The sequence below is a fragment of the Rhizorhapis suberifaciens genome, assembly GCF_014200045.1.
GTDB lineage: Bacteria > Pseudomonadota > Alphaproteobacteria > Sphingomonadales > Sphingomonadaceae > Rhizorhapis > Rhizorhapis suberifaciens.
The window spans coordinates 90,296-109,008 of sequence record NZ_JACHOV010000009.1; the positions used below are offsets into that span (position 1 = coordinate 90,296).

The window sequence follows — 18,713 nt, forward strand, 5'->3', positions numbered from 1 at the left end:
ATGGTGGTCATCCGTGACAAACTGGCCAGTGCACCCATAGCACTATTGGGACTATTGTTGGTTGCAGCTCTGTTTCTGGCCGTTTTACGGGTCGGCGGCATCGGATCAATCGCAAAACCCCACGCGGTCGCAGCGGATGCCGAAGCAACCATGCCCGACATCGGCGAACGCAAGGCCCTCATCGCATTGACGCATGAACCCTCAACCGAGGTTGTGAGCAAGGGCGAAGCTGCGGTTGAGGGCAATGAGAAGCTTCCTTTTTCCGAAGCAAAGATTTTGGCCGCCGCGCCCTTTTCAGTGGCTCGCGCTTCGGAAGCGGAGCGGCAGAAGGCTGAACTTTGTATGACCCAGGCGGTCTATTATGAAGCCGGTTTTGAACCGCTTGCTGGTAAGCGGGCGGTTGCGCAAACCGTCTTGAATCGCCTCCGTCATCCCGCCTTCCCGCATAGCGTCTGTGGCGTCGTTTATGAGGGCGCCCTTCGACCTGTTTGTCAGTTCAGCTTCACCTGCGATGGCGCGTTGGGGCGCAGGCCCGCACCGGCCGCATGGGCTGAAGCGCGCCGTGTCGCTCATGATGCGCTAAATGGCTATGTCGAGAAATCGGTGGGCCTCGCGACCCATTATCACGCCAATTATGTGCTGCCCCGCTGGGCCCCTGAACTTGCGAAGATCGCCAAGATCGGCGCCCATATATTCTACCGCTGGCCAGGTGGGTGGGGAATGCCTCGCGCTTTTGGACAATCCTATAGCGGGATCGAGACCGTGCCATTGTTCAATGCCGCGGTACAGGCGGAACCGGTAATCGACTATCCGGCCGTCGCGGCCCTGCCGGAGCGCCGGGCACAGGACGACGTTGGCGGCCGCATCGATATAAGCAAGGGGTGGAAACCCAATATTCCTGCGCCGTCGCACACGTCCAGTGCGCTTACGAAGGTGTATGCGGCACAATCGGTCACATCCGCAGAGGTAATTGCGCCATGATGCTCACCCCGGCCCTGTCTCTCAATCGTCTGCGGTCTCTGGACGGAGCGCAAAGCGTCATTGTTGCCTCTTTTGCCGCTGTCATTCTCTTCATATTGTGGGCGTCGCTGGCCCGGGTCGACGAAGTGACGCGGGGGCAGGGGCGGGTGATACCGTCCAGCAAGATGCAGATGGTGCAGAGCGCCGAGCCCGCCACGATCAAGGAAATTCTGGTCCGGTCAGGCCAGAATGTACGCAAGGGCCAATTGTTGGTGCGCCTCGATGATACTCAGTCCGCATCCGAACTGGGGCAGATCGCCGCCGAGAACAATTTGCTTTCCGCCCGCGCTGATCGGCTGTCCCGTGAAGGCTCCGGGAAGAGCACCGGCTGTTCGCCTTCTTCAAACGGTGCGCGGTCGGAAGCTTGCGCCGAGGAGGCCCAGCTTCAGGCTGTTCGGCAGTCCGCGCTGCAAAGCCGCCTCACCGGATTGCAGGCGGGCGTAGAGCAACGGCGACGCGAGCTAGGCGAAGCGCAGGCAACGGTCAGCAGCTTGGTCAGCAGCGTTGCTCTTGCCCAGCGTCAGGTCGACATGATCGAGCCGCTTGCCCGCAAGAATATCGTGCCCCAGACCGAACTGCTCTCTGCGCGTCGAGAATTGGTCGACCTGCAAGGACGCCTCGCCGCCGCGCGGGAGGGGGTCTCCCGTACCAGCGCCGGTGTTCGCGAAGCTATGGCCCAAGCTGCCGAGGCAAATTTCCAATTCCGCCAGGACGCATTGAACGAACGCAGCCAGCTTCAGACGAAGATCGCCGTCAACAGCCAATCTCTGCGGGGGGCGGCGGGGCGGGTGCAGCGTGCCGAGCTGAGGTCTCCCGTCGATGGGGTGGTCAATGATGTTCAGGTAACGACGGTGGGCGGCTTCGTGCAGGCGGGACAGAAGATCATGCAGGTCGTGCCGCTTGGCGACAAGCTGCTGGTCGAAGCACGGGTGAAGCCGAGCGACATCGCCTTCATAAAGGTGAACGATCGCGCAAATGTAAAAGTCACCGCATATGATTTCTCGACCTATGGTGGGCTTACGGGCCGCGTGGTGCAGATTTCAGCAGACAGCATTTATGATGAGGTCGCCAAGGAAGCTTATTTTTCTGTGGTCGTGGAAACCGATCGGGCGTATCTGCTTGCGGGAGAACGGCGTCTCCCGATCACACCCGGCATGATCTGTGATGTCGAGATCATCACCGGACGCAAATCCATCTTGTCCTATCTGCTGAAACCCGTGATGAAAGCGCGAGCCGAGGCCTTGGTGGAGCGGTGATAACTGACGAATCCTGAGTTTACTGGCCGAGGGAAGCGTAGCGCAAGGTGGCGGCCGACGGTGCGGTCCGGTATCCGTGCGTCCAGCTGCCCGAAGCATTGAAGGTCAGCACGGGCCGATAATCCTTCACATCATCCGATGACAGGACCTTATCGGTCTCATTGTCGAGCACCAGCAGGTCGCCATCCACGGCAACCGCAAGGACCGCATGATCCGCACGCCTCACCAGGTCGCGGGCAATGACCAGGAACATGGCGCTCGCTGGTATGCCCAGGGCGCGGAGCATCTGCATCTTCGCTATGGCAAAGTCTTCACAGTCGCCACGCCCGCGCGCCAATGATTGCGCGGCGGGCGCCCAGTGATCGGCTACGCCATATTGACGCGTGTCTTCCACATAGGAAATCCGCGCGTTGACCCAGTTGTTGATCGCCTGGATCTGAACACCGCGCGATAGATGACGGCTTTGCGCTATCACTTGGGACCAAGGTCCAGCGCTGCCCGACAGCGTTCCGCCGGAGGCCTGCCGCCACCTTTGGTCCAGCGCGGTGCGCGATACCGGCAGCGCTACGGTTCCGAAGACATCCGGTTGTCCCGGGCGTATCTGGCTTTTAGCCGCAGGACCGCCTTCTTTCATGAAAATGGCAGGCCTCGGTTCCCTGTCGGCGCAGTCCGAACCTAGCTCGACCATAGGCGTTTTTCCGCCCATGGTGACGGTTGCAAAGCTTGCTGGCTGAAGCGCTGTTTCTGGTCTGCCCTGCTGAGCCCGAATTTGCTCGAGCCGGCTGACGCCACCCTGTAAAACGGCCTCGCTTTTGCTGGTGACTTTGGGAGCGGAGCTTTGTCCTCCGGCAGGCTGGATAGCGGCAAAAGGCGTGTCGCAGGATGCGGCGACCGCAGGGGAGGCGCCTGAACTGGCCAAGGCCACCAGCAGGAAGCCTGTTCGACGGGCTCCATGTAGCTGGCTGAAAAGCTGGAAGAACCTTTTTTGCTCCATCAGCAAAGAATGTTCCTCAATTTCTAACAAAATGTGAAGCGCGAAATAGCTTTAATCGGTTCGTCTCTGAAATGGAACGGTATATCGATATTAGTAGATAAAAATAACATGGGTTATGGTTATCACAATATTACTTTATCTCGTCTTTTATATTTAACACAGATTAACCATAATATTTCATTTCATACATTGAAATCGAACATTTACTTAAAGTTTACAAAAATGGTTAAATCAACTTGACGTTAACTGTATATTTTTCTTGAAAAAGCATAGGTTTGAGCGGCAGTTTTTGGTAAAGTCTCTATTCTCGAAGGAGCTGTATTCGAGTCGGGGGGAACGGATTTGCGGGAAGTTGCCAAGGTACCCTTCCTGTTTGCGGAAAAATGTACCGTTCAACTCGGCCGGTCTCCTATTGTCAGTGTGACCCTTGCCCGGATCGCACTCCTCATCGCCCTCGCCAACGAAATGGCTCGTCTGGCGGAACTCGACCTTGCTATGCGCGGTATCGCTCAAGCTGCCGTTGCCGGCTATGCCATATGGACCTTGATCTGCGTGGCCGGGCTTTTGGTGTTCACCCGCTATGAACTGCTGGTCCGCCCCCTGATCCTGCTCGGCGATTTTCTAGTTTGCGTGACCTTTGTTATTGTATTCCGTCTATTGGAATTGCCCGCGATCCTAGGTTGTCTGTTATTATTATGGGCATGTCATGAACGCATGGGGAAGACGGTGTCATCTATTGGCGCGCTGATCTTCATTTTAGCATTTCTGTTTCGAAACCGTTACGAGCCGTTGGCGCATTCTTATTCGCCACAACTTGCTACTGATTATACCGACAGCGCCGCGATTTTCATCGGCAGCCTTATTTCTCTCTCAGTTATCGGCTCTCACTTATATCAGGCTCGCGTGAAAAGCTGGAGCGACCAGCTTCAGGCGGCAGGCGGGAATTTGAGCGATCCGCCGATGGAATTTCTTTTGGAGCAGGTGGCGACGTTCTTCCATGCACGCAGCGTATGCTTCCTGTGGGAGGATGTGGATAGCAGAGCCATGCACTGCGCTGATCTGATCGTCGGGCAAGCGCCAACTTTTCCCGCCGCTGAGGAGGAAATGCGGTTTTTGTTGCAGCCCAGCGTCAGGGCGGCACCCTTTCTTTTTGCCTCTTATACGGACAGGCTCTTCTTCCGGAACAGCTTCGGGAGCCTGAAATTCGCAAATGCTCCTGATTATGTCGACAACTTGAACCAGCTATTGAAGTATCGCCGAGGCGTCAGTTTCGCTGTCAATGCCGGCACTTTGTGCGGACGTTTTTTCGTTGCCTGCAATCATGGCTGGTCGCCTAATCTGCTGGCGCATTGCGAAGTCGCGTCTGACAGTGTGGATAGCTTTTTTGAACGGTCCTTCTTTCTTCAGGCCTGGCGGGACCGGGCCTTTGCCGAAGCCCGTCTGGCGTTGAGCGGCGACTTGCACGATAGCGTCCTCCAGACTTTGGCGGCGATGCGGCTGCGCCTTTCCACGCTGGTGCCCAAGGCTCAAAACTATCTTCCTTCGGCCGAACTTCAGAACCTGACGCGGTTGCAGGATATGATCATTGCGGAACAGGGACGCCTCCGGCAGCTTTTGAATGAAAGCAAACGGACGAACGGCGTTTCGCAGAATCTGGCGGACAGTTTGTCCAGTTGCGCTGAAATGCTGTCGGCTCAATGGAATATCGACTGTCGCGCATGCGTCGATCATCCCGATGTGGATATCGACCGGTCCACGGCGATAGAGGTGGAATTCCTGATACGGGAAGCTGTGGCCAATGCGGTCCAACATGCCGCTGCCCGGCAGGTCACAATCGCGGCTGCACTGCAGGATGACGCCTTGCTGATGGCTTTCAGAAACGATAGCAAGGCCGACCATCCGGTAAATGGCCATGCGCAAACCGACGGAATTCAGTCAAATTCCCTGTCTCGCAGATTGAAATTGCTTGGGGGAACCGCCTATTTCGACAATATTAACGATAAGGCGCTATTATCCATAAGAATACCATTAAAACATGCGGAAAAGCGGGTCTGAAATGGCGAATCTTCTTATCGTTGATGATCATCCCCTGTTTTTGGACGGGTTGCAGCAGTTCCTGGAGACCAGCGGTCATCAGATCATGTGCTGCGCCCGATCCGTGCGCGACGCCTTGTACAGGCTGCAGACTGAAGCGCCCGACGTCCTGATCCTTGATCTTAGCATGAAGGACGGGGGCGGTTTGGCGATCCTGGCGGCCATTCGCGAGCAGGGGAATGACGTGCCCGTGATTTTCCTGACCGTCAGTATCAAGCCGGAACAAACGATCGAAGCGCTGCGTCTCGGCGTCAACGGCATCGTTTTGAAGGAAAGCGATCCGGATGAGTTGCTGACCTGCATCCGCTCGGTGCTCATGGGGGACAATCGTATCGATCCTGGCATCATGGAACAGGCCCTTCTGCATTCGGTGGTGGCCAAGAGCAAGGTTTCCTCTGAGTCAGTGTTGACTGAGCGCGAAAAGCAGATTGCCGCTCTTATCCGCTCGGGCTTGCGCAACAAAATGATCGCTGAAAAATGCGGCTTGACCGAAGGGACGGTGAAGGTTCACCTGCACAGCATCTTTCAGAAGTTGGGCGTAAAGTCGCGGGCGGAGCTCATTGTCAGCACCATGGGTGAAGGCGCCTGAATGGGCATGGGGTGCAGAGGCATTCCTATCCCTGCTGAACGGATTGGGAGCTGAGGCTCTCACCATTCGAAGGGCCGCATTTGCCTGAAATCCATGCTATCATCCGACGATCGTAATGGCGTCTCGTCAATTGACTATTCATCCCCCCCAACTTACATCGCACCCCATATTTGTGCGGGGGTTAGGTCAGGTCAGGCGGCCGGATAACCGCGCCCCCTTTTAGGCTTAGGAACCAGGCATGCTCGGCGCGATCGCCAAATCGATTTTCGGTTCGTCCAACGAACGTTACGTCAAATCCGTTATGAAGATCGTCGAGCGGATCAACGCCTTTGAACCCACGATTTCCGCACTGTCCGATGAGGAACTGCGGCAGCAAACCGAAATTTTCCGGGAAAGGCTGGCCAACGGTGTTCCGCTGGACGACTTGCTGCCAGAAGCTTTTGCCACCGTTCGGGAAGCGGCCAAGCGTACTTTGGGCCAGCGCCATTATGATGTGCAGATGGTGGGCGGGATTGTCCTCCATCGGGGCGAAATCGCCGAGATGCGGACCGGCGAGGGTAAAACCTTGGTGGCCACTCTGGCGACCTATCTCAACGCCCTGGAAGGTAAGGGCGTTCATGTCGTCACCGTAAACGACTATCTCGCCCGCCGCGATTGCGATTGGATGGGACAGGTTTATCGTTTTCTTGGTTTGACGACGGGGGTCATCGTTCCCAATCTTCGGGAGGATGAGCGTCGCATCGCTTATAGCGCCGACATTACCTATGCGACGAACAATGAACTCGGCTTCGATTATCTGCGTGATAATATGAAGTTTGAACGCGACCAGATGGTCCAGCGTCCGTTCAATTTCGCCATTGTCGACGAAGTGGATTCAATCCTGATCGATGAAGCGCGGACCCCGCTAATCATTTCTGGCCCCACCGACGATAAGTCAGAGCTTTATATCTCGGTCGATGAGGTGGTGAAGCTCCTTTCCCCCGACAATTACGAGAAGGACGAGAAGCAGCGTACCGTTACCCTTACGGAGGAAGGCACCGAAAGGGTCGAACGCATGCTGGAAGAGGCGGGGCTTCTGGTCGGCTCTAATCTCTACGATTTTGAAAATACTCAGGTTGTCCACCATGTGAACCAGGCTCTTCGTGCCAATGTCATGTTCAAGCGGGACACTGACTACATCGTAAAGGATGACAAGGTCATCATTATCGATGAGTTCACGGGCCGCATGATGGACGGTCGACGGTGGTCGGATGGCCTCCATCAAGCGGTTGAGGCCAAGGAAGGTGTTCAAATCGAGCCCGAGAATCAGACGCTCGCCTCCATCACCTTCCAGAATTATTTCCGCATGTATCCCAAGCTGTCCGGCATGACCGGAACGGCCGCTACGGAAGCGCCGGAATTCTTCGATATCTATAAGATGAACGTCGTTACGATTCCTACCAATTTGCCGGTGCAGCGGATCGACGAGGAAGATGAATTCTATAAGAACACGAACGATAAGTTTCAGGCGATCGCCAGAGCGATAAAGGAAAAGGCTGAAGGCGGGCAGCCGGTGCTGGTCGGCACGGTGTCCATCGAAAAGTCGGAGATGCTTTCCGAGTTCCTGAAGGCTGAAAAGGTGCCGCATGCGGTTCTGAACGCTCGATTGCATGAGAAGGAAGCCCATATCGTCGCGCAGGCGGGCCGGAAAGGGGCGGTCACCATCGCCACCAACATGGCCGGCCGCGGCACCGACATTCAACTCGGCGGCAATCTGGAATTCCGGGTGAATGATGAACTGAACGACATACCCGAAGGGGCAGAGCGCGACGCCGCCATCGAACGCGTCAGGGCGGAGATTGAGGCGGAGCGGCAGGAAGTGCTTGCAGCCGGCGGACTTTTCGTACTCGGTACTGAGCGGCACGAAAGCCGCCGTATTGATAACCAGCTTCGCGGCCGATCCGGGCGTCAGGGCGACCCCGGTCTTTCCCGCTTCTATCTAAGCCTGGACGACGACCTGCTCCGCATCTTCGGACCTGACACTCTGTTCGCCAGAATGATGAACAAAAATATGGCCGATGGAGAGGCGATTGGTTCCAAATGGCTCTCGAAAGCCATTGAAACAGCTCAGAAGAAGGTTGAGGCGCGGAACTACGATATCCGTAAGCAAGTGGTGGAATATGATGACGTTATGAATGACCAGCGCAAGGTCATTTATGAACAGCGCAGCGACATTATGGATGCCGAGACCGTGGACGACGTGGTGACCGATATGCGTACGGAAACCGTCAATGCCATCGTTGCCGACCATTGCCCGGCCGGCACATATCCTGAGCAGTGGAATGTTACCGGTCTGAAGGATGCAGTCGGCGAGATATTGGACTTGGAGCCTGATATCGATAGCTGGATGGACGAGGACGCGCTGGAACCGGACATCATCGAGGAACGGCTCGCGCAACTCGCCAATGAGGCCGTAGCCGAGAAGGCCGCCTCGATTGATGAAGCAAGTTGGAGGATGGTAGAAAAAAACATCCTTCTTCAGGCGCTGGATCATCATTGGAAAGAGCATCTGGCGACGCTCGACGCCTTGCGGCAGGTCGTGCATCTGCGGGCCTATGCGCAAAAGACGCCGATCAATGAGTATAAGCAGGAGGCCTTCGCCCTGTTTGAGCGAATGTTGGGCAACATCCGTGAAGATGTGACCCGCACCATGGCTCGTGCGCAGTTCCGGGTGGCTGAACCCGAGCTGCCCGAACTACCTGTCCTGCCGGATTTCATCACCTCCCATATCGATCCTTTTACCGGTGAAGACGATACGGCGGACGCGGACGGTTTGGGCAGCTATGTAACGACGATGCTATCCCCTTCCTCAGTCCTGCACGCTCAGGGCAAGACGGATGAAAATCCCTATGCCGGCCTCGACATCAGCCGCAATGCGCCTTGTCCTTGTGGTTCGGGACGGAAGTACAAGCATTGTCACGGCGCGCTCTGACATCCTGCTGCTAAGGAGGAGGGCAAGTCGTCCTGATCGCCTGAAGGCCGCCTGACCACTAAGCTTCGGAAATTGTTGGGGGCATTGCTGTACAGCCTGATACTCATCGGCTAGCTTCCGGCTGATGAAGAGGGGCAGGCTGATTTCCCGACCGTCGGCTGGCGCGCAACAGGAAAGCGGGCTTTGGACAGTTTATGGTTATGGCTTTGCTGCTATGGCCGTACTTCTGGCCATCGGTTTTCGGTCGCTTCTGGACCCGTGGCTCGGCGCCAGGGCGCCGTTCATCATCTTCACCCTTCCGGTTCTTCTTTGCGCGGTGCATGTTGGTGTGAAGCCGGCAATAGCGGCTGTTTTCCTGGCGCTTGTCTACGGGTATTTCCATTTCGATGGGGAAGGGGGACTTGGTACCGCCGATGTCGTCCATCTTGGAACCTTTGGGTTTGTATGTGCAGGGATTGTCCTCCTGGCTAGCCGGGCGGGACGAGCCGATTTGCTCGCCCTGGTTCATCGGACTGCAGCCGATGCCGAAGCCAACCGAGCCGGGCAATATGCCGAGGAACTTGCACTGCTGATGGAAGGGGCGACGGATTATGCCATCTTCATGATCGATCCCAAGGGCCACGTCACCATTTGGAACAAGGGTGCGGAACGTGTATTCGGATGGTCAGCCGAGGACATCATAGGCAAGCCAGCAGAAATTTTGTCATCGGAAGAAACGTCGGTCAGGGCGGAAAATGACGGTGTCCAAACCCTGGCACGGGAAGGATGGACGGGTCAGCGTTGGCATGTCCGCAAAGACGGCACCGAATTTTTGGCCGACGTGACGCTGACGCCGTTGAAGGACAATAGCGGGGATCTTCGCGGCTATGCGAAGGTGGTGCGGGATGTCACTGATCGCTATGCCTCGGAACGAGCGGTGGAGCGCCGAGAACGTCACTTGCGGTCAATCCTGGACACGGTGCCTGACGCCATGATCGTGATAGATGAGCGTGGCCATATCATTTCCTTCAGCGCGGCCGCGCAGAAGACTTTTGGTTATGATGAGGAGGAGTTGGTCGGCCGAAACGTGAACATATTGATGCCCTCTCCGGATTCGGATCGGCACAATTCCTATATTCGGCGATATCTCGACACCAGCGAGCGGCGTATCATTGGCATAGGCCGCATAGTTACCGGCCTTCGGAAGGACGGAAGTAGTTTCCCCATGGAACTGTCCGTGGGAGAGGCCATCAGCGGGGATCAGCGGCTCTTTACCGGATTTGTGCGCGACCTTACCGACAAGCATCGCACCGAAGCTCGGGTGCAGGAACTTCAATCCGAATTGATTCAGGTATCGCGCCTCAGCGCCATGGGCACGATGGCGTCGACATTGGCGCATGAACTCAATCAACCGCTCACTGCAATTGCGAACTATGCCGAGGCGGCCGTTCCGATCCTCGCCAGCGATGAGGCGGAAGACAGAGCGATTCTCAACGAGCTGTTCCAGGAAATCGCGGCGCAGTCGCTTAGAGCGGGCGGCATTGTACGCCGGCTGCGGGAATTTATTGCCAGGGGCGAAGTGGAAAAGCGGTTGGAGAATTTGCCCACCTTGATTGATGAGGCAGCATCGCTGGCTTTGGTCGGCGCTCGCGAAAAGGGCGTGTCAGCTCGGTTCAATCTTGATCCTTTAGCCAAGACTGTCCTCGCAGATCGGGTGCAGATTCAGCAGGTCCTGATTAATCTTATCCGCAATGCCGTCGAAGCGATGGAAGATTGCGAGTCGCGGAATTTGCTGATCTCGTCGGAAGTGCTTGGTCCCGAAACCGTGGGGATCTCGGTCGCTGACACAGGACCGGGCATTGCGCCCGAAATCACGGATCAGCTCTTCCAAGCTTTCATCAGTACCAAAAGCAGCGGCATGGGCCTGGGCCTATCCATCTGCCAGACCATTGTCGAAGCTCATGGCGGACGCATCCGCGCCAGGCCTTCCATTGCAGGAGGCATGGAATTTCAATTTACCCTGCCGCTCGCCAATGGTGACGGCGAAGATTAAACGGGCAGCGCTACCGACGCTCATTTTTCGCTAAGAATGCGACAGCGCGTCGCCTCTACCAGTCAGATAAGTCCTAGGGCCCGCATGCTGCTATGGCCTTCGCGGCCGATGATGATGTGGTCGTGTACCGCAATCCCCAGTCTTTTGCCGGCTTCGATGATGTTGCGGGTAACCTGGATGTCCTGCGGGCTGGGTGAGGGGTCGCCGCTTGGATGATTGTGCACCAGGATCAGAGATGCCGAGCCAAGGTCGATGGCGCGGCGGATCACTTCCCGCACGTAAATAGCAGCTTGGTCTACCGAGCCGTCTCCCATATTTTCGTCGCGGATCAGCATGTTGCGGCTGTTTAGGTGGAGCACGCGTACCCGCTCCACCGTCATATGCGCCATGTCTGCACGCAGATAGTCGAGCAGCGCCTGCCAACTGGCGAGGACTGGCAGCTTGGTAATGTCCGCCTTTAACAACCGCAGCGCCGCTGCCTGCGCAATTTTCAGAGCGGCTATGCTGGTTTCGCCCATGCCGTTTACGCGCGCCAAGGCTTCACCATCCGCCGTCAGCAGCCCGCCAATCCCACCAAATTCAGCCAGAAGTTGCTTGGCAAGGGGCTTGGTGTCGCGCCGTGGAATAGCCAAGGCGAGCAGATATTCGATCAGTTCATGGTCAAGCAGGGCATCCGGCCCACCGTCCAGCAGCCGCCGGCGCAGCCGCTCGCGATGGCCGACGCCATGATGTTCCTGCTTGCCGCTCGGTTCGATATCCCCCATGAGTTCAGGCGCTAAGCGCAATATGATCGAAGCTCAATGGGATATCGTCATGCCAAATGTGCGTTCATCTTGTGGCAAGGTCATTCTCGTGAAATCTTACGCTGTGGAAACGAGGGGCGGTAACCGGGCGTTATGACGGGATGACCCAGGACAATCCTGAAGCTGAAGCGGACGAGCCCCAAAGGCGCTGGATCTTCTGGTGGGCGGTGGTGCTTGGCGTCCTGCTGCTGGCCCTGCTGGCTGTCTGGACGCAACGGACGCCCATTGCCGATAATTTGATCAGCCGGGAGCTTCTACGGCGCAATGTTTCCGCCCGCTATGACCTCGTTCAAATCGGGCTGAGGACTCAGAGGCTAGAAAATCTGGTTCTTGGGCCCAGTGAAAGGCCCGATCTCAAGGCCGATTGGGTCGAAGTGGATCTAGCGGTTGGCGCTTTCAGTCCCCGAGTCACGGCGGTTCGGGCAGGTGGCGTCAGGCTGCGGGGCCGGATCGCCAACGGAAAGCTTATTCTTGGCGAACTGGACAAATTTCGGGATCCGGAATCCACGGCGCCGCTTGGCCTGCCGGACCTGAAGCTGAGCCTGTACGACGCGCGCATGCGATTGGACACGCCCCTAGGGCCCATTGGCATGAAGTTGGACGGATTGGGTCATCTTCGTGGCGGCTTCAAAGGGAAGCTGGCGGCGGTCATGAGGGAGGCCGATGTACAAGGCTGTCGCGGCGACAGCCTGACCTTCTACGCCGATCTTTCTGTGACGGCGCGGCAACCGCGTATGAAAGGGCCGTTGCGGGCGAAAACCATTGATTGTCCAGAAACGGCATTGTCGGCCGTCAAGCCTGCTGCCGACCTTGATATACGGCTCAACGAAGCATTGGACCATTGGCGGGGGAGGGTGGACCTTTCCTCCCAGTTCCTGGATGGCGGGAGTGCGCGGCTGGCTGGCGCAGGCGGAGCCATCTCCTTTGATGGAAACATCAAATCGATGAAGGGCCGACTGGATATTGCAGCGAACGTCCTCAACTACCCGTCAGTGCATTCAGGCCCCATTGGTTTTAAAGGCAGCTACTCCGTGGGATCCGACAAGAAAGGCAGTTTTGCACGGATGCAAGGTGTCGCCAAAGTTGAGGGATTGCATCTGCCGAGCAATAATCCAACAGCGGGTTTGCGGCGATCGGCAGCCGGAACGCCCTTGGCGCCACTAGCCGCCAAATTCGCGTCGGCCATTGAAGCGGCTGGCAAGAATAATGAAACCAAGGCGACGTTCGCGCTCCTACAGCGCAATGGCATTGGTCGACTGCAAGTGACTGATCTTGCTTTTGAAAGCGGAAGTGGTGCGCATATCGATTTGACTGGCGGTAGCGGCTTGGCCTGGTTTTGGCCCCAGGGGCAACTCGCCTTGGATGGCAGCGTCCGAGTGGAGGGCGGCGGCTTTCCACAAGCCGCCATTCGGTTGAAGCGTGATCGACAGGGTGCGCTCAATGGGCAAATCTTCATGCGAGATTATGCCGCTGAGAATGCGCGGCTTGGGCTGGCGCCGGTGCGCTTTGTGGCTGGCCGGGGCGGGAGCCGGTTCACGACGACATTGCGGCTCGATGGTCCGTTGCCGGGAGGTGGGGTGAAGGGGTTGACCCTGCCCGTCGATGGCAGGCTGGCCGGAGGCGCCATGCGGATCAACGTGGAATGCCAACCGGCCTCCTTCACCGCGTTTAAATATCAAAGCCTGTCACTACAACGGACGCAGCTTCGGCTTTGTCCACCGAAGGGCGGGGCAATGGTACGATCGAGTCCGGAAGGGTTCGTGTTTGCGGCTTTATCGCCAGCGCCCCGGTTGCGAGGCCGGTTGGGACAGAATCCGTTGCTATTGGCGGCGGACAATGTTCGCTTCGGCATGCCCGATGGCGGATTTTCAGCGAGCGATTTAAAGGTGGCGCTGGGGACCGATGCGCCGACAATCCTGGATCTTGCGCATCTTACCGGGCGCTTCACACCTGCGGGTTTGTCAGGCGAAATGGAAGGCGGAGCCGGACATATTGGCAATGTACCGCTTGCAATGTCCGAAGCAACGGGCCGCTGGGCCTTTGCCGGTGGCGCCCTGAGGATTGATGGTCGCCTCAACATCGCTGACCGTGCGGAACTGGATCGGTTCAACCCTCTGCTGTCGAAGAACTTTACGCTCACGCTGAAGGACAGCCGGCTTTTAGCGAATGGCACGCTGCTCGAACTTCGAACGAGCGCGGAGGTGACCAAGGTAAGTATCGCCCATGATCTGGGCACTGGCGCCGGCCATGCAGACCTGCTGGTCGATGGGCTGTCCTTCGGCAATCAGCTACAGCCAGAGGATATTACCCGGATCGCACTGGGCGTGGTAGCAAATGTCAAAGGTGTGGTGAATGGACGCGGCCACATTCGCTGGGACGCCAATGGCGTGTCGAGCGATGGCCGGTTCCGGACTGATGATATCAGCCTGGCGGCGGCTTTTGGACCCGTCACGGGCCTGTCGGGAGAAGTCTATTTTTCCGACCTGCTCGGTTTGCAGACGCCGCCAGGGCAAATTTTCCGAATTGCGAACGTCAACCCCGGCATAGAGGCCAATGACGGTATCATTCGGTATCAGCTTCTTCCTGGACAGCAGGTGCGGATAGAAGCTGGGGCTTGGCCATTTTCAGGCGGGCAGCTGACTTTGGAGCCGACGGTCCTGGACTTTAGCGCCGAAAAGCCGCGCTACCTCACTTTTCGTATCATCGGCCTTCAGGCGGCAGAGTTCATCAACAAGCTTGAACTGGAGAATATATCAGCCACGGGAACATTCGACGGGCTGTTGCCAATGGTTTTCGATGCCAGCGGCGGTCGCATTGTCGGCGGGGTACTGGTGGCGCGGCAGGAAGGTCTCCCGCCGCTCTATGTCGACGATGTGAAGCAGCTTCGAGTGGCATGCGATACAATGCGGCAGGGCGGTACACTTGCTTATGTGGGCGAAGTCTCCAATGCGGACCTGGGCATGTTTGGGAAGCTGGCTTTCGATGCGCTGAAGTCGCTACGTTATAAGTGCCTCACTATATTGATGGATGGCTATATTGACGGGGAAGTGGTGACCCAGGTCGCCTTCAACGGGGTAAACCAGGCCCCAGTTGAAACGGACCAGATGGGCTTGGGACGGCAGTTCACCGGGCTCCCGTTCATCTTCAATATCCGCATTGAGGCGCCCTTCCGAGGGCTGCTCAATACCGCAAAGTCGTTCGTTGACCCAAGCTTGCTCATCAAGAATTACATGGCGGACCAGGGTCGTCAGCCGACGGTCGAAAACACTCTTGCCGTTCAGCCTGCCGAAAGCGACACTATGCGAACAGGGGACAAATGAATGAACAATATGATTTTTAGGATTAAAGGCTATGGCCGGGGAGTAAGTTCTGTCTTGGGTTTGGTGCTGGTGGCGGGATGCATACAGGTTAAGGCTCCCGATAAACCGATAGAGATAAATCTGAACGTTCGCGTGCAGCAGGAAGTGATCGTAAAGCTGCAGAAGGACGCTGAAGAGCTAATTGAAAACAATCCGGAGTTGTTTCCGCAATGAAGACCGACAAGAAACATTTGCTCATGCTGGCCGGCGCTGTGGTGCTGGTGAGTGGCCTTGCGCTTGCCTGGACTGGATCCGCCAGCGCGCAATCTTCCATAGTTGCGCAGGCAATGGCGAACGGTACCGTGGGCGAGCAAGCTGACGGTTATCTTGGTATCAAGGGTTCTGTGCCTGCCAACGTCAAGGCTGAGGTCGACTCGATCAACATCAAACGCCGCGCAGCTTATACGGATCTCGCCGCAAAACGGGGCGTCACCGTTGCCGATGTGGCCGCAGCGACAGGTTGCAAGACCTTGTCCAGCCGTGTGCAATCCGGACAGGCCTACCGTCTGAACGACGGCAGTTGGCAAGTGAAGGGCTCTGCGCCCATCGCTTTGCCAAATTATTGCGCGACGGCGGGATGAGCTCGGCCCTTGGTCGGACATAGTTCAAATTGCTCATTACGGTCGCTTTTTCCCTTGGTCCTGCAACCGCCACCTAGCGGTTGACTTACTTCCTTCCCCTTTCTAAACGGGCCGCGCCTTGGCGGGTGATCCAACGCCGTCTTGCATGCTAGAACCGCTGTTAAACGCAGCGGGAAACGGAGTGCAGCGATGGAAAAGGGTGAATCCGGGCAAGACCCGATCGAAGAGGACAAGCGGCTGGATTCGCTCAAAGAGCGGCTTAAGCAGGCTGGCCAGGACGAACAGGTCAGGACGGGCAGGGACAAGCAGGGGGTGGACGAAGGATACCGCCTCGGCAATCGTGTTCTTGCTGAACTGATCGGGGGAATTGTCGGTGGCCTTTTGATCGGTTGGGTTCTTGACCGGCTGATTGGAACGGCTCCTTGGCTCCTGTTGGCCTTCCTCTTCCTGGGGATCGTCGTGGCTTTCAGGAACATCATAAGGATTTCCACAAAACGCCCGAAGGAATGAGGGCGCTTTTGTTGTACGGGCAAATGTCGTCAGGGGTTTTCACGCGTGGCAGCTGAATCAGGCAAGATCGATCCGATGCACCAGTTTGAGGTGCAAACGATTTTTGACGGTTTCAATCTGGGAGGGCATCAGATTGCCTTCACCAACAGCGCTTTGTGGATGATCATCACGGCGTTTTTGCTGTGGCTGTTCATGTTGGGCGGCATGAGGCGGCAACTGGTCCCGGGCCGCTGGCAAGCCGCAGTGGAAAGCATGACCGGCTTTATCAGTTCGATGATGCGGGCAAATGTCGGGGAGGAAGGCAAGCGCTACACGCCCTATGTCTTTTCGCTGTTCATGTTCATCCTGTTCGCCAATGTGCTCGGCATGCTTCCGCTGGGTGTTGTCGGCCTCCACGCCTTTACCTTCACCAGCCACTTCACGGTCACGGGCGTGCTGGCGATCATGAGCTTCTCGATCGTGCTCATCGTGGGTTTCTGGCGTCACAAATTCCATTTCTTTTCGCTTTTCGTGCCGCATGGCACCCCGTTGCCCATGATTCCCTTCATCTTCGTGATTGAATTGGTGTCTTTCATGGTGCGGCCGTTCAGTCTTGGTCTGCGACTGTTCGTTGCGATGACCGCCGGCCACGTCCTGTTGAAGGTGCTTGGCGGCTTCGTGATCAACAGCACCAACGCCGGAATCGGATATGGCTTGACCGTGGGCGTATCGAGCTTCGCACTGATGATCGGCATCAGCGCACTGGAAGTGCTGGTTGCCGTGATCCAGGCCTATGTTTTTGCCCTTCTGACCTCGTTGTATATCAACGATGCGGTCAACCTTCACTAAATTTCTTCAACATTTCAACAAGTTCAGAAAAGGAGTTAATAATCATGGACGCAGAAGCAGCAAAGCTGATCGGTGCAGGTCTGGCCGCTATCGGTGCTGGCATGGCCGCACTGGGCGTGGGTAATGTATTCGGATCCTTCCTTGAATCCGCGCTGCGTAACCCGGCTGCCGCCGACGGTCAGCAGGGCCGCCTGTTTATCGGTTTCGCCGCGGCCGAACTTCTGGGTCTGCTGGCGTTCGTCGTCGCCATGATCCTGATCTTCGTTGCCTAAGACAGCGAAAGCGAATTGATTTTCCGCCGGGCGGCTCGCCGTCCGGCAGACATTATACGGACCAGTCCGATGCCACAAATTTCCCAGATCGCCGCTACTTACGCTTCGCAAATTTTTTGGTTGCTCGTGACCTTTGGCTTTGTTTTCGTGGTCATTGGCCTTGGGATGATGCCAAAGATCGAATCGACCGTGGAAGCGCGCGACAAGCGGATTTCCGATGATCTTGATGCAGCCAAGGCAGCACATGCCCGCGCCGATCAAATCGAGGAAGAATATCGGGCGAAAACGAACGAAAACCGAGCGGCTGCGCAGAAAATTACCTTGGCGGCCAAGGGGAAGGCTGTAAAGGACGCTGAGAAGCGGTTGGCCAAGGCGGACGGCGAGATCGCGGACAGGCTAGCGGTGGCTGAGGCGCGCATTGCCGAAGCGACTGGCCAAGCCATGACGGAGATTGAAGTCATGGCGGCTGAAGCGGCGCTTGAAATGGTTTCAAAGGTTTCCGGGGCAAAGGCAAATTCAGCCGCGGCCACCAAGGCAGTAAAGGCAGCACTGGCCAATGGCTGAAGCAGCAGAACAACTCGACGCCGGTTTGCAGCAGGTCGAACAGCATCTGGAGCACGCCGTAACGGCGGAAGATATGCCTCATGCGGGCCACGCCGCTTCGACTGAGGCCTCCGGAGCTCCGGAGGGGCATGCCGATCCCAAGGCGCTAGGCCTGGACGCCACCGCCTGGGTCAGCCTGGCGATGCTCATTTTCATTGCGGTCCTGCTTTGGAAGAAAGTGCCTTCTGCCATTGGCGGTGCGCTAGACAAGCGGATTGCCGGCATTCGTGAGCAGTTGGACGAAGCTGCAAAGCTGCGTGCCGAAGCCGAAGCGTTGCGGGCGGAATATGAGGCCAAGTTGACGGCAGCGGCCAAGGAAGCCGAAGATATGCGGGCTCGGGCCGAAGAAGAGGCAGATCACATTCTGGCTCAGGCGAAGCAGGACGCGACCGATCTGATCGGCCGCCGCCAAAAAATGGCGGAAGACAAGATTGCAGCGGCGGAACGCACGGCTATCGCCCAGGTTCGTGCCAGGGCGGCCCAAGCAGCGACAGCCGCTGCTGAGACGCTGATTGCCGAGCATCATGATGCAGCCTCCGACAAGGCGCTTGTCGATAGCGCCATCAAGGGGCTCGGGTCGTTGAACTGAATCGAGACAGCTAGGATCTAGCTGCTTTAGTAGAAAGCTGGCTGGACCCTTCACACGGGGGCCCACCCTTTTCTGCCGATTTGGTCCCCGACCCTGGACTGCAGGAGATCGGTCCGCACAACCTATCCGGTGCGACCATTTCTAGTTCTCTGCAGCGACGTGCCATCAATCTGCATCAATGCCCGTCGTGTCGAGGCAAGTCGAGAGACACG

Annotated in this window: 16 protein-coding genes; 14 read left to right on the plus strand and 2 right to left on the minus strand. The window is 57.1% G+C overall.

Annotated features, from left to right (window positions below; translation table 11 throughout):
• Positions 1-981: a cell wall hydrolase gene (locus HNQ99_RS12120; RefSeq protein ID WP_184475923.1), complete on the plus strand. Its 981-nt coding sequence runs from the start codon at positions 1-3 to the stop codon at positions 979-981.
• Entirely contained in the window at positions 978-2,276 is a 1,299-nt protein-coding gene (locus HNQ99_RS12125; protein ID WP_246414925.1) for an HlyD family type I secretion periplasmic adaptor subunit, read from the plus strand. Before HNQ99_RS12120 ends, HNQ99_RS12125 begins: the two co-directional genes overlap by 4 nt.
• Before the next feature lie 19 nt (positions 2,277-2,295).
• On the opposite strand, the gene HNQ99_RS12130 is transcribed toward HNQ99_RS12125, so the two are convergent.
• A complete protein-coding gene (locus HNQ99_RS12130) occupies positions 2,296-3,270 on the minus strand; it encodes a transglutaminase-like cysteine peptidase (protein ID WP_184475924.1) in 975 nt (324 codons plus the stop codon).
• Positions 3,271-3,612: 342 nt separating this feature from the next.
• On the opposite strand from HNQ99_RS12130, the gene HNQ99_RS12135 reads away from it, so the two are divergent.
• From HNQ99_RS12135 to HNQ99_RS12150, 4 genes are all read left to right on the plus strand, one after another.
• On the plus strand, positions 3,613-5,325 hold the full coding sequence (locus HNQ99_RS12135) for a sensor histidine kinase (protein ID WP_184475925.1): 1,713 nt from the start codon (positions 3,613-3,615) through the stop codon (positions 5,323-5,325).
• A 1-nt stretch (position 5,326) separates the two neighbouring features.
• Entirely contained in the window at positions 5,327-5,953 is a 627-nt protein-coding gene (locus HNQ99_RS12140; RefSeq protein WP_184475926.1) for a response regulator, read from the plus strand.
• Positions 5,954-6,191: 238 nt separating this feature from the next.
• A complete protein-coding gene (secA, locus tag HNQ99_RS12145) occupies positions 6,192-8,924 on the plus strand; it encodes a preprotein translocase subunit SecA (protein WP_184475927.1) in 2,733 nt (910 codons plus the stop codon).
• A gap of 124 nt (positions 8,925-9,048) precedes the next feature.
• Entirely contained in the window at positions 9,049-10,956 is a 1,908-nt protein-coding gene (locus tag HNQ99_RS12150; RefSeq protein WP_246414926.1) for a PAS domain S-box protein, read from the plus strand.
• 62 nt (positions 10,957-11,018) lie between these two features.
• Here HNQ99_RS12150 and radC read toward each other — a convergent pair whose 3' ends face one another.
• Positions 11,019-11,720 (minus strand): RadC family protein, encoded by a 702-nt coding sequence (gene radC, locus HNQ99_RS12155; RefSeq protein WP_184476022.1) that lies wholly within the window; start codon positions 11,718-11,720, stop codon positions 11,019-11,021.
• A 140-nt stretch (positions 11,721-11,860) separates the two neighbouring features.
• On the opposite strand from radC, the gene HNQ99_RS12160 reads away from it, so the two are divergent.
• The 8 genes from HNQ99_RS12160 to HNQ99_RS12195 all read left to right on the plus strand — a co-directional run bounded on the left by HNQ99_RS12160 (position 11,861) and on the right by HNQ99_RS12195 (position 18,501).
• Entirely contained in the window at positions 11,861-15,079 is a 3,219-nt protein-coding gene (locus tag HNQ99_RS12160; RefSeq protein WP_184475928.1) for an intermembrane phospholipid transport protein YdbH family protein, read from the plus strand.
• 9 nt (positions 15,080-15,088) lie between these two features.
• A complete protein-coding gene (locus HNQ99_RS12165; protein WP_184476024.1) occupies positions 15,089-15,292 on the plus strand; it encodes a YnbE family lipoprotein in 204 nt (67 codons plus the stop codon).
• Entirely contained in the window at positions 15,289-15,699 is a 411-nt protein-coding gene (locus HNQ99_RS12170) for a YdbL family protein (protein WP_184475929.1), read from the plus strand. The genes HNQ99_RS12165 and HNQ99_RS12170 overlap by 4 nt, the downstream gene beginning before the upstream one ends.
• Positions 15,700-15,888: 189 nt before the next feature.
• The gene (locus HNQ99_RS12175; RefSeq protein ID WP_184475930.1) at positions 15,889-16,209 is read left to right on the plus strand and encodes an AtpZ/AtpI family protein; all 321 of its coding nucleotides are present in this window, start codon (positions 15,889-15,891) and stop codon (positions 16,207-16,209) included.
• Positions 16,210-16,254: 45 nt separating this feature from the next.
• Entirely contained in the window at positions 16,255-17,037 is a 783-nt protein-coding gene (locus HNQ99_RS12180; RefSeq protein WP_184475931.1) for a F0F1 ATP synthase subunit A, read from the plus strand.
• Positions 17,038-17,081: 44 nt separating this feature from the next.
• On the plus strand, positions 17,082-17,309 hold the full coding sequence (locus HNQ99_RS12185; RefSeq protein WP_184475932.1) for a F0F1 ATP synthase subunit C: 228 nt from the start codon (positions 17,082-17,084) through the stop codon (positions 17,307-17,309).
• A gap of 69 nt (positions 17,310-17,378) precedes the next feature.
• The gene (locus HNQ99_RS12190; RefSeq protein WP_184475933.1) at positions 17,379-17,873 is read left to right on the plus strand and encodes a F0F1 ATP synthase subunit B family protein; all 495 of its coding nucleotides are present in this window, start codon (positions 17,379-17,381) and stop codon (positions 17,871-17,873) included.
• A gap of 73 nt (positions 17,874-17,946) precedes the next feature.
• Positions 17,947-18,501 carry a F0F1 ATP synthase subunit B family protein gene (locus HNQ99_RS12195; protein ID WP_246414938.1) on the plus strand — a complete coding sequence of 185 codons (555 nt, stop codon included), beginning with the start codon at positions 17,947-17,949 and terminating at the stop codon, positions 18,499-18,501.
• Positions 18,502-18,713 lie beyond the last annotated feature (212 nt).

Bases quoted from the DNA above. Each gene is read 5' to 3' on its own strand.
- HNQ99_RS12120 (WP_184475923.1), top strand. From the start codon at position 1: ATGGTGGTCATCCGTGACAAACTGGCCAGTGCACCCATAGCACTATTG.
- HNQ99_RS12125 (WP_246414925.1), top strand. From the start codon at position 978: ATGATGCTCACCCCGGCCCTGTCTCTCAATCGTCTGCGGTCTCTGGAC.
- HNQ99_RS12130 (WP_184475924.1), bottom strand. From the start codon at position 3,270: ATGGAGCAAAAAAGGTTCTTCCAGCTTTTCAGCCAGCTACATGGAGCC.
- HNQ99_RS12140 (WP_184475926.1), top strand. From the start codon at position 5,327: ATGGCGAATCTTCTTATCGTTGATGATCATCCCCTGTTTTTGGACGGG.
- secA (WP_184475927.1), top strand. From the start codon at position 6,192: ATGCTCGGCGCGATCGCCAAATCGATTTTCGGTTCGTCCAACGAACGT.
- HNQ99_RS12150 (WP_246414926.1), top strand. From the start codon at position 9,049: ATGAAGAGGGGCAGGCTGATTTCCCGACCGTCGGCTGGCGCGCAACAG.
- radC (WP_184476022.1), bottom strand. From the start codon at position 11,720: ATGGGGGATATCGAACCGAGCGGCAAGCAGGAACATCATGGCGTCGGC.
- HNQ99_RS12160 (WP_184475928.1), top strand. From the start codon at position 11,861: ATGACCCAGGACAATCCTGAAGCTGAAGCGGACGAGCCCCAAAGGCGC.
- HNQ99_RS12165 (WP_184476024.1), top strand. From the start codon at position 15,089: ATGATTTTTAGGATTAAAGGCTATGGCCGGGGAGTAAGTTCTGTCTTG.
- HNQ99_RS12170 (WP_184475929.1), top strand. From the start codon at position 15,289: ATGAAGACCGACAAGAAACATTTGCTCATGCTGGCCGGCGCTGTGGTG.
- HNQ99_RS12175 (WP_184475930.1), top strand. From the start codon at position 15,889: ATGGAAAAGGGTGAATCCGGGCAAGACCCGATCGAAGAGGACAAGCGG.
- HNQ99_RS12185 (WP_184475932.1), top strand. From the start codon at position 17,082: ATGGACGCAGAAGCAGCAAAGCTGATCGGTGCAGGTCTGGCCGCTATC.
- HNQ99_RS12190 (WP_184475933.1), top strand. From the start codon at position 17,379: ATGCCACAAATTTCCCAGATCGCCGCTACTTACGCTTCGCAAATTTTT.
- HNQ99_RS12195 (WP_246414938.1), top strand. From the start codon at position 17,947: ATGCCTCATGCGGGCCACGCCGCTTCGACTGAGGCCTCCGGAGCTCCG.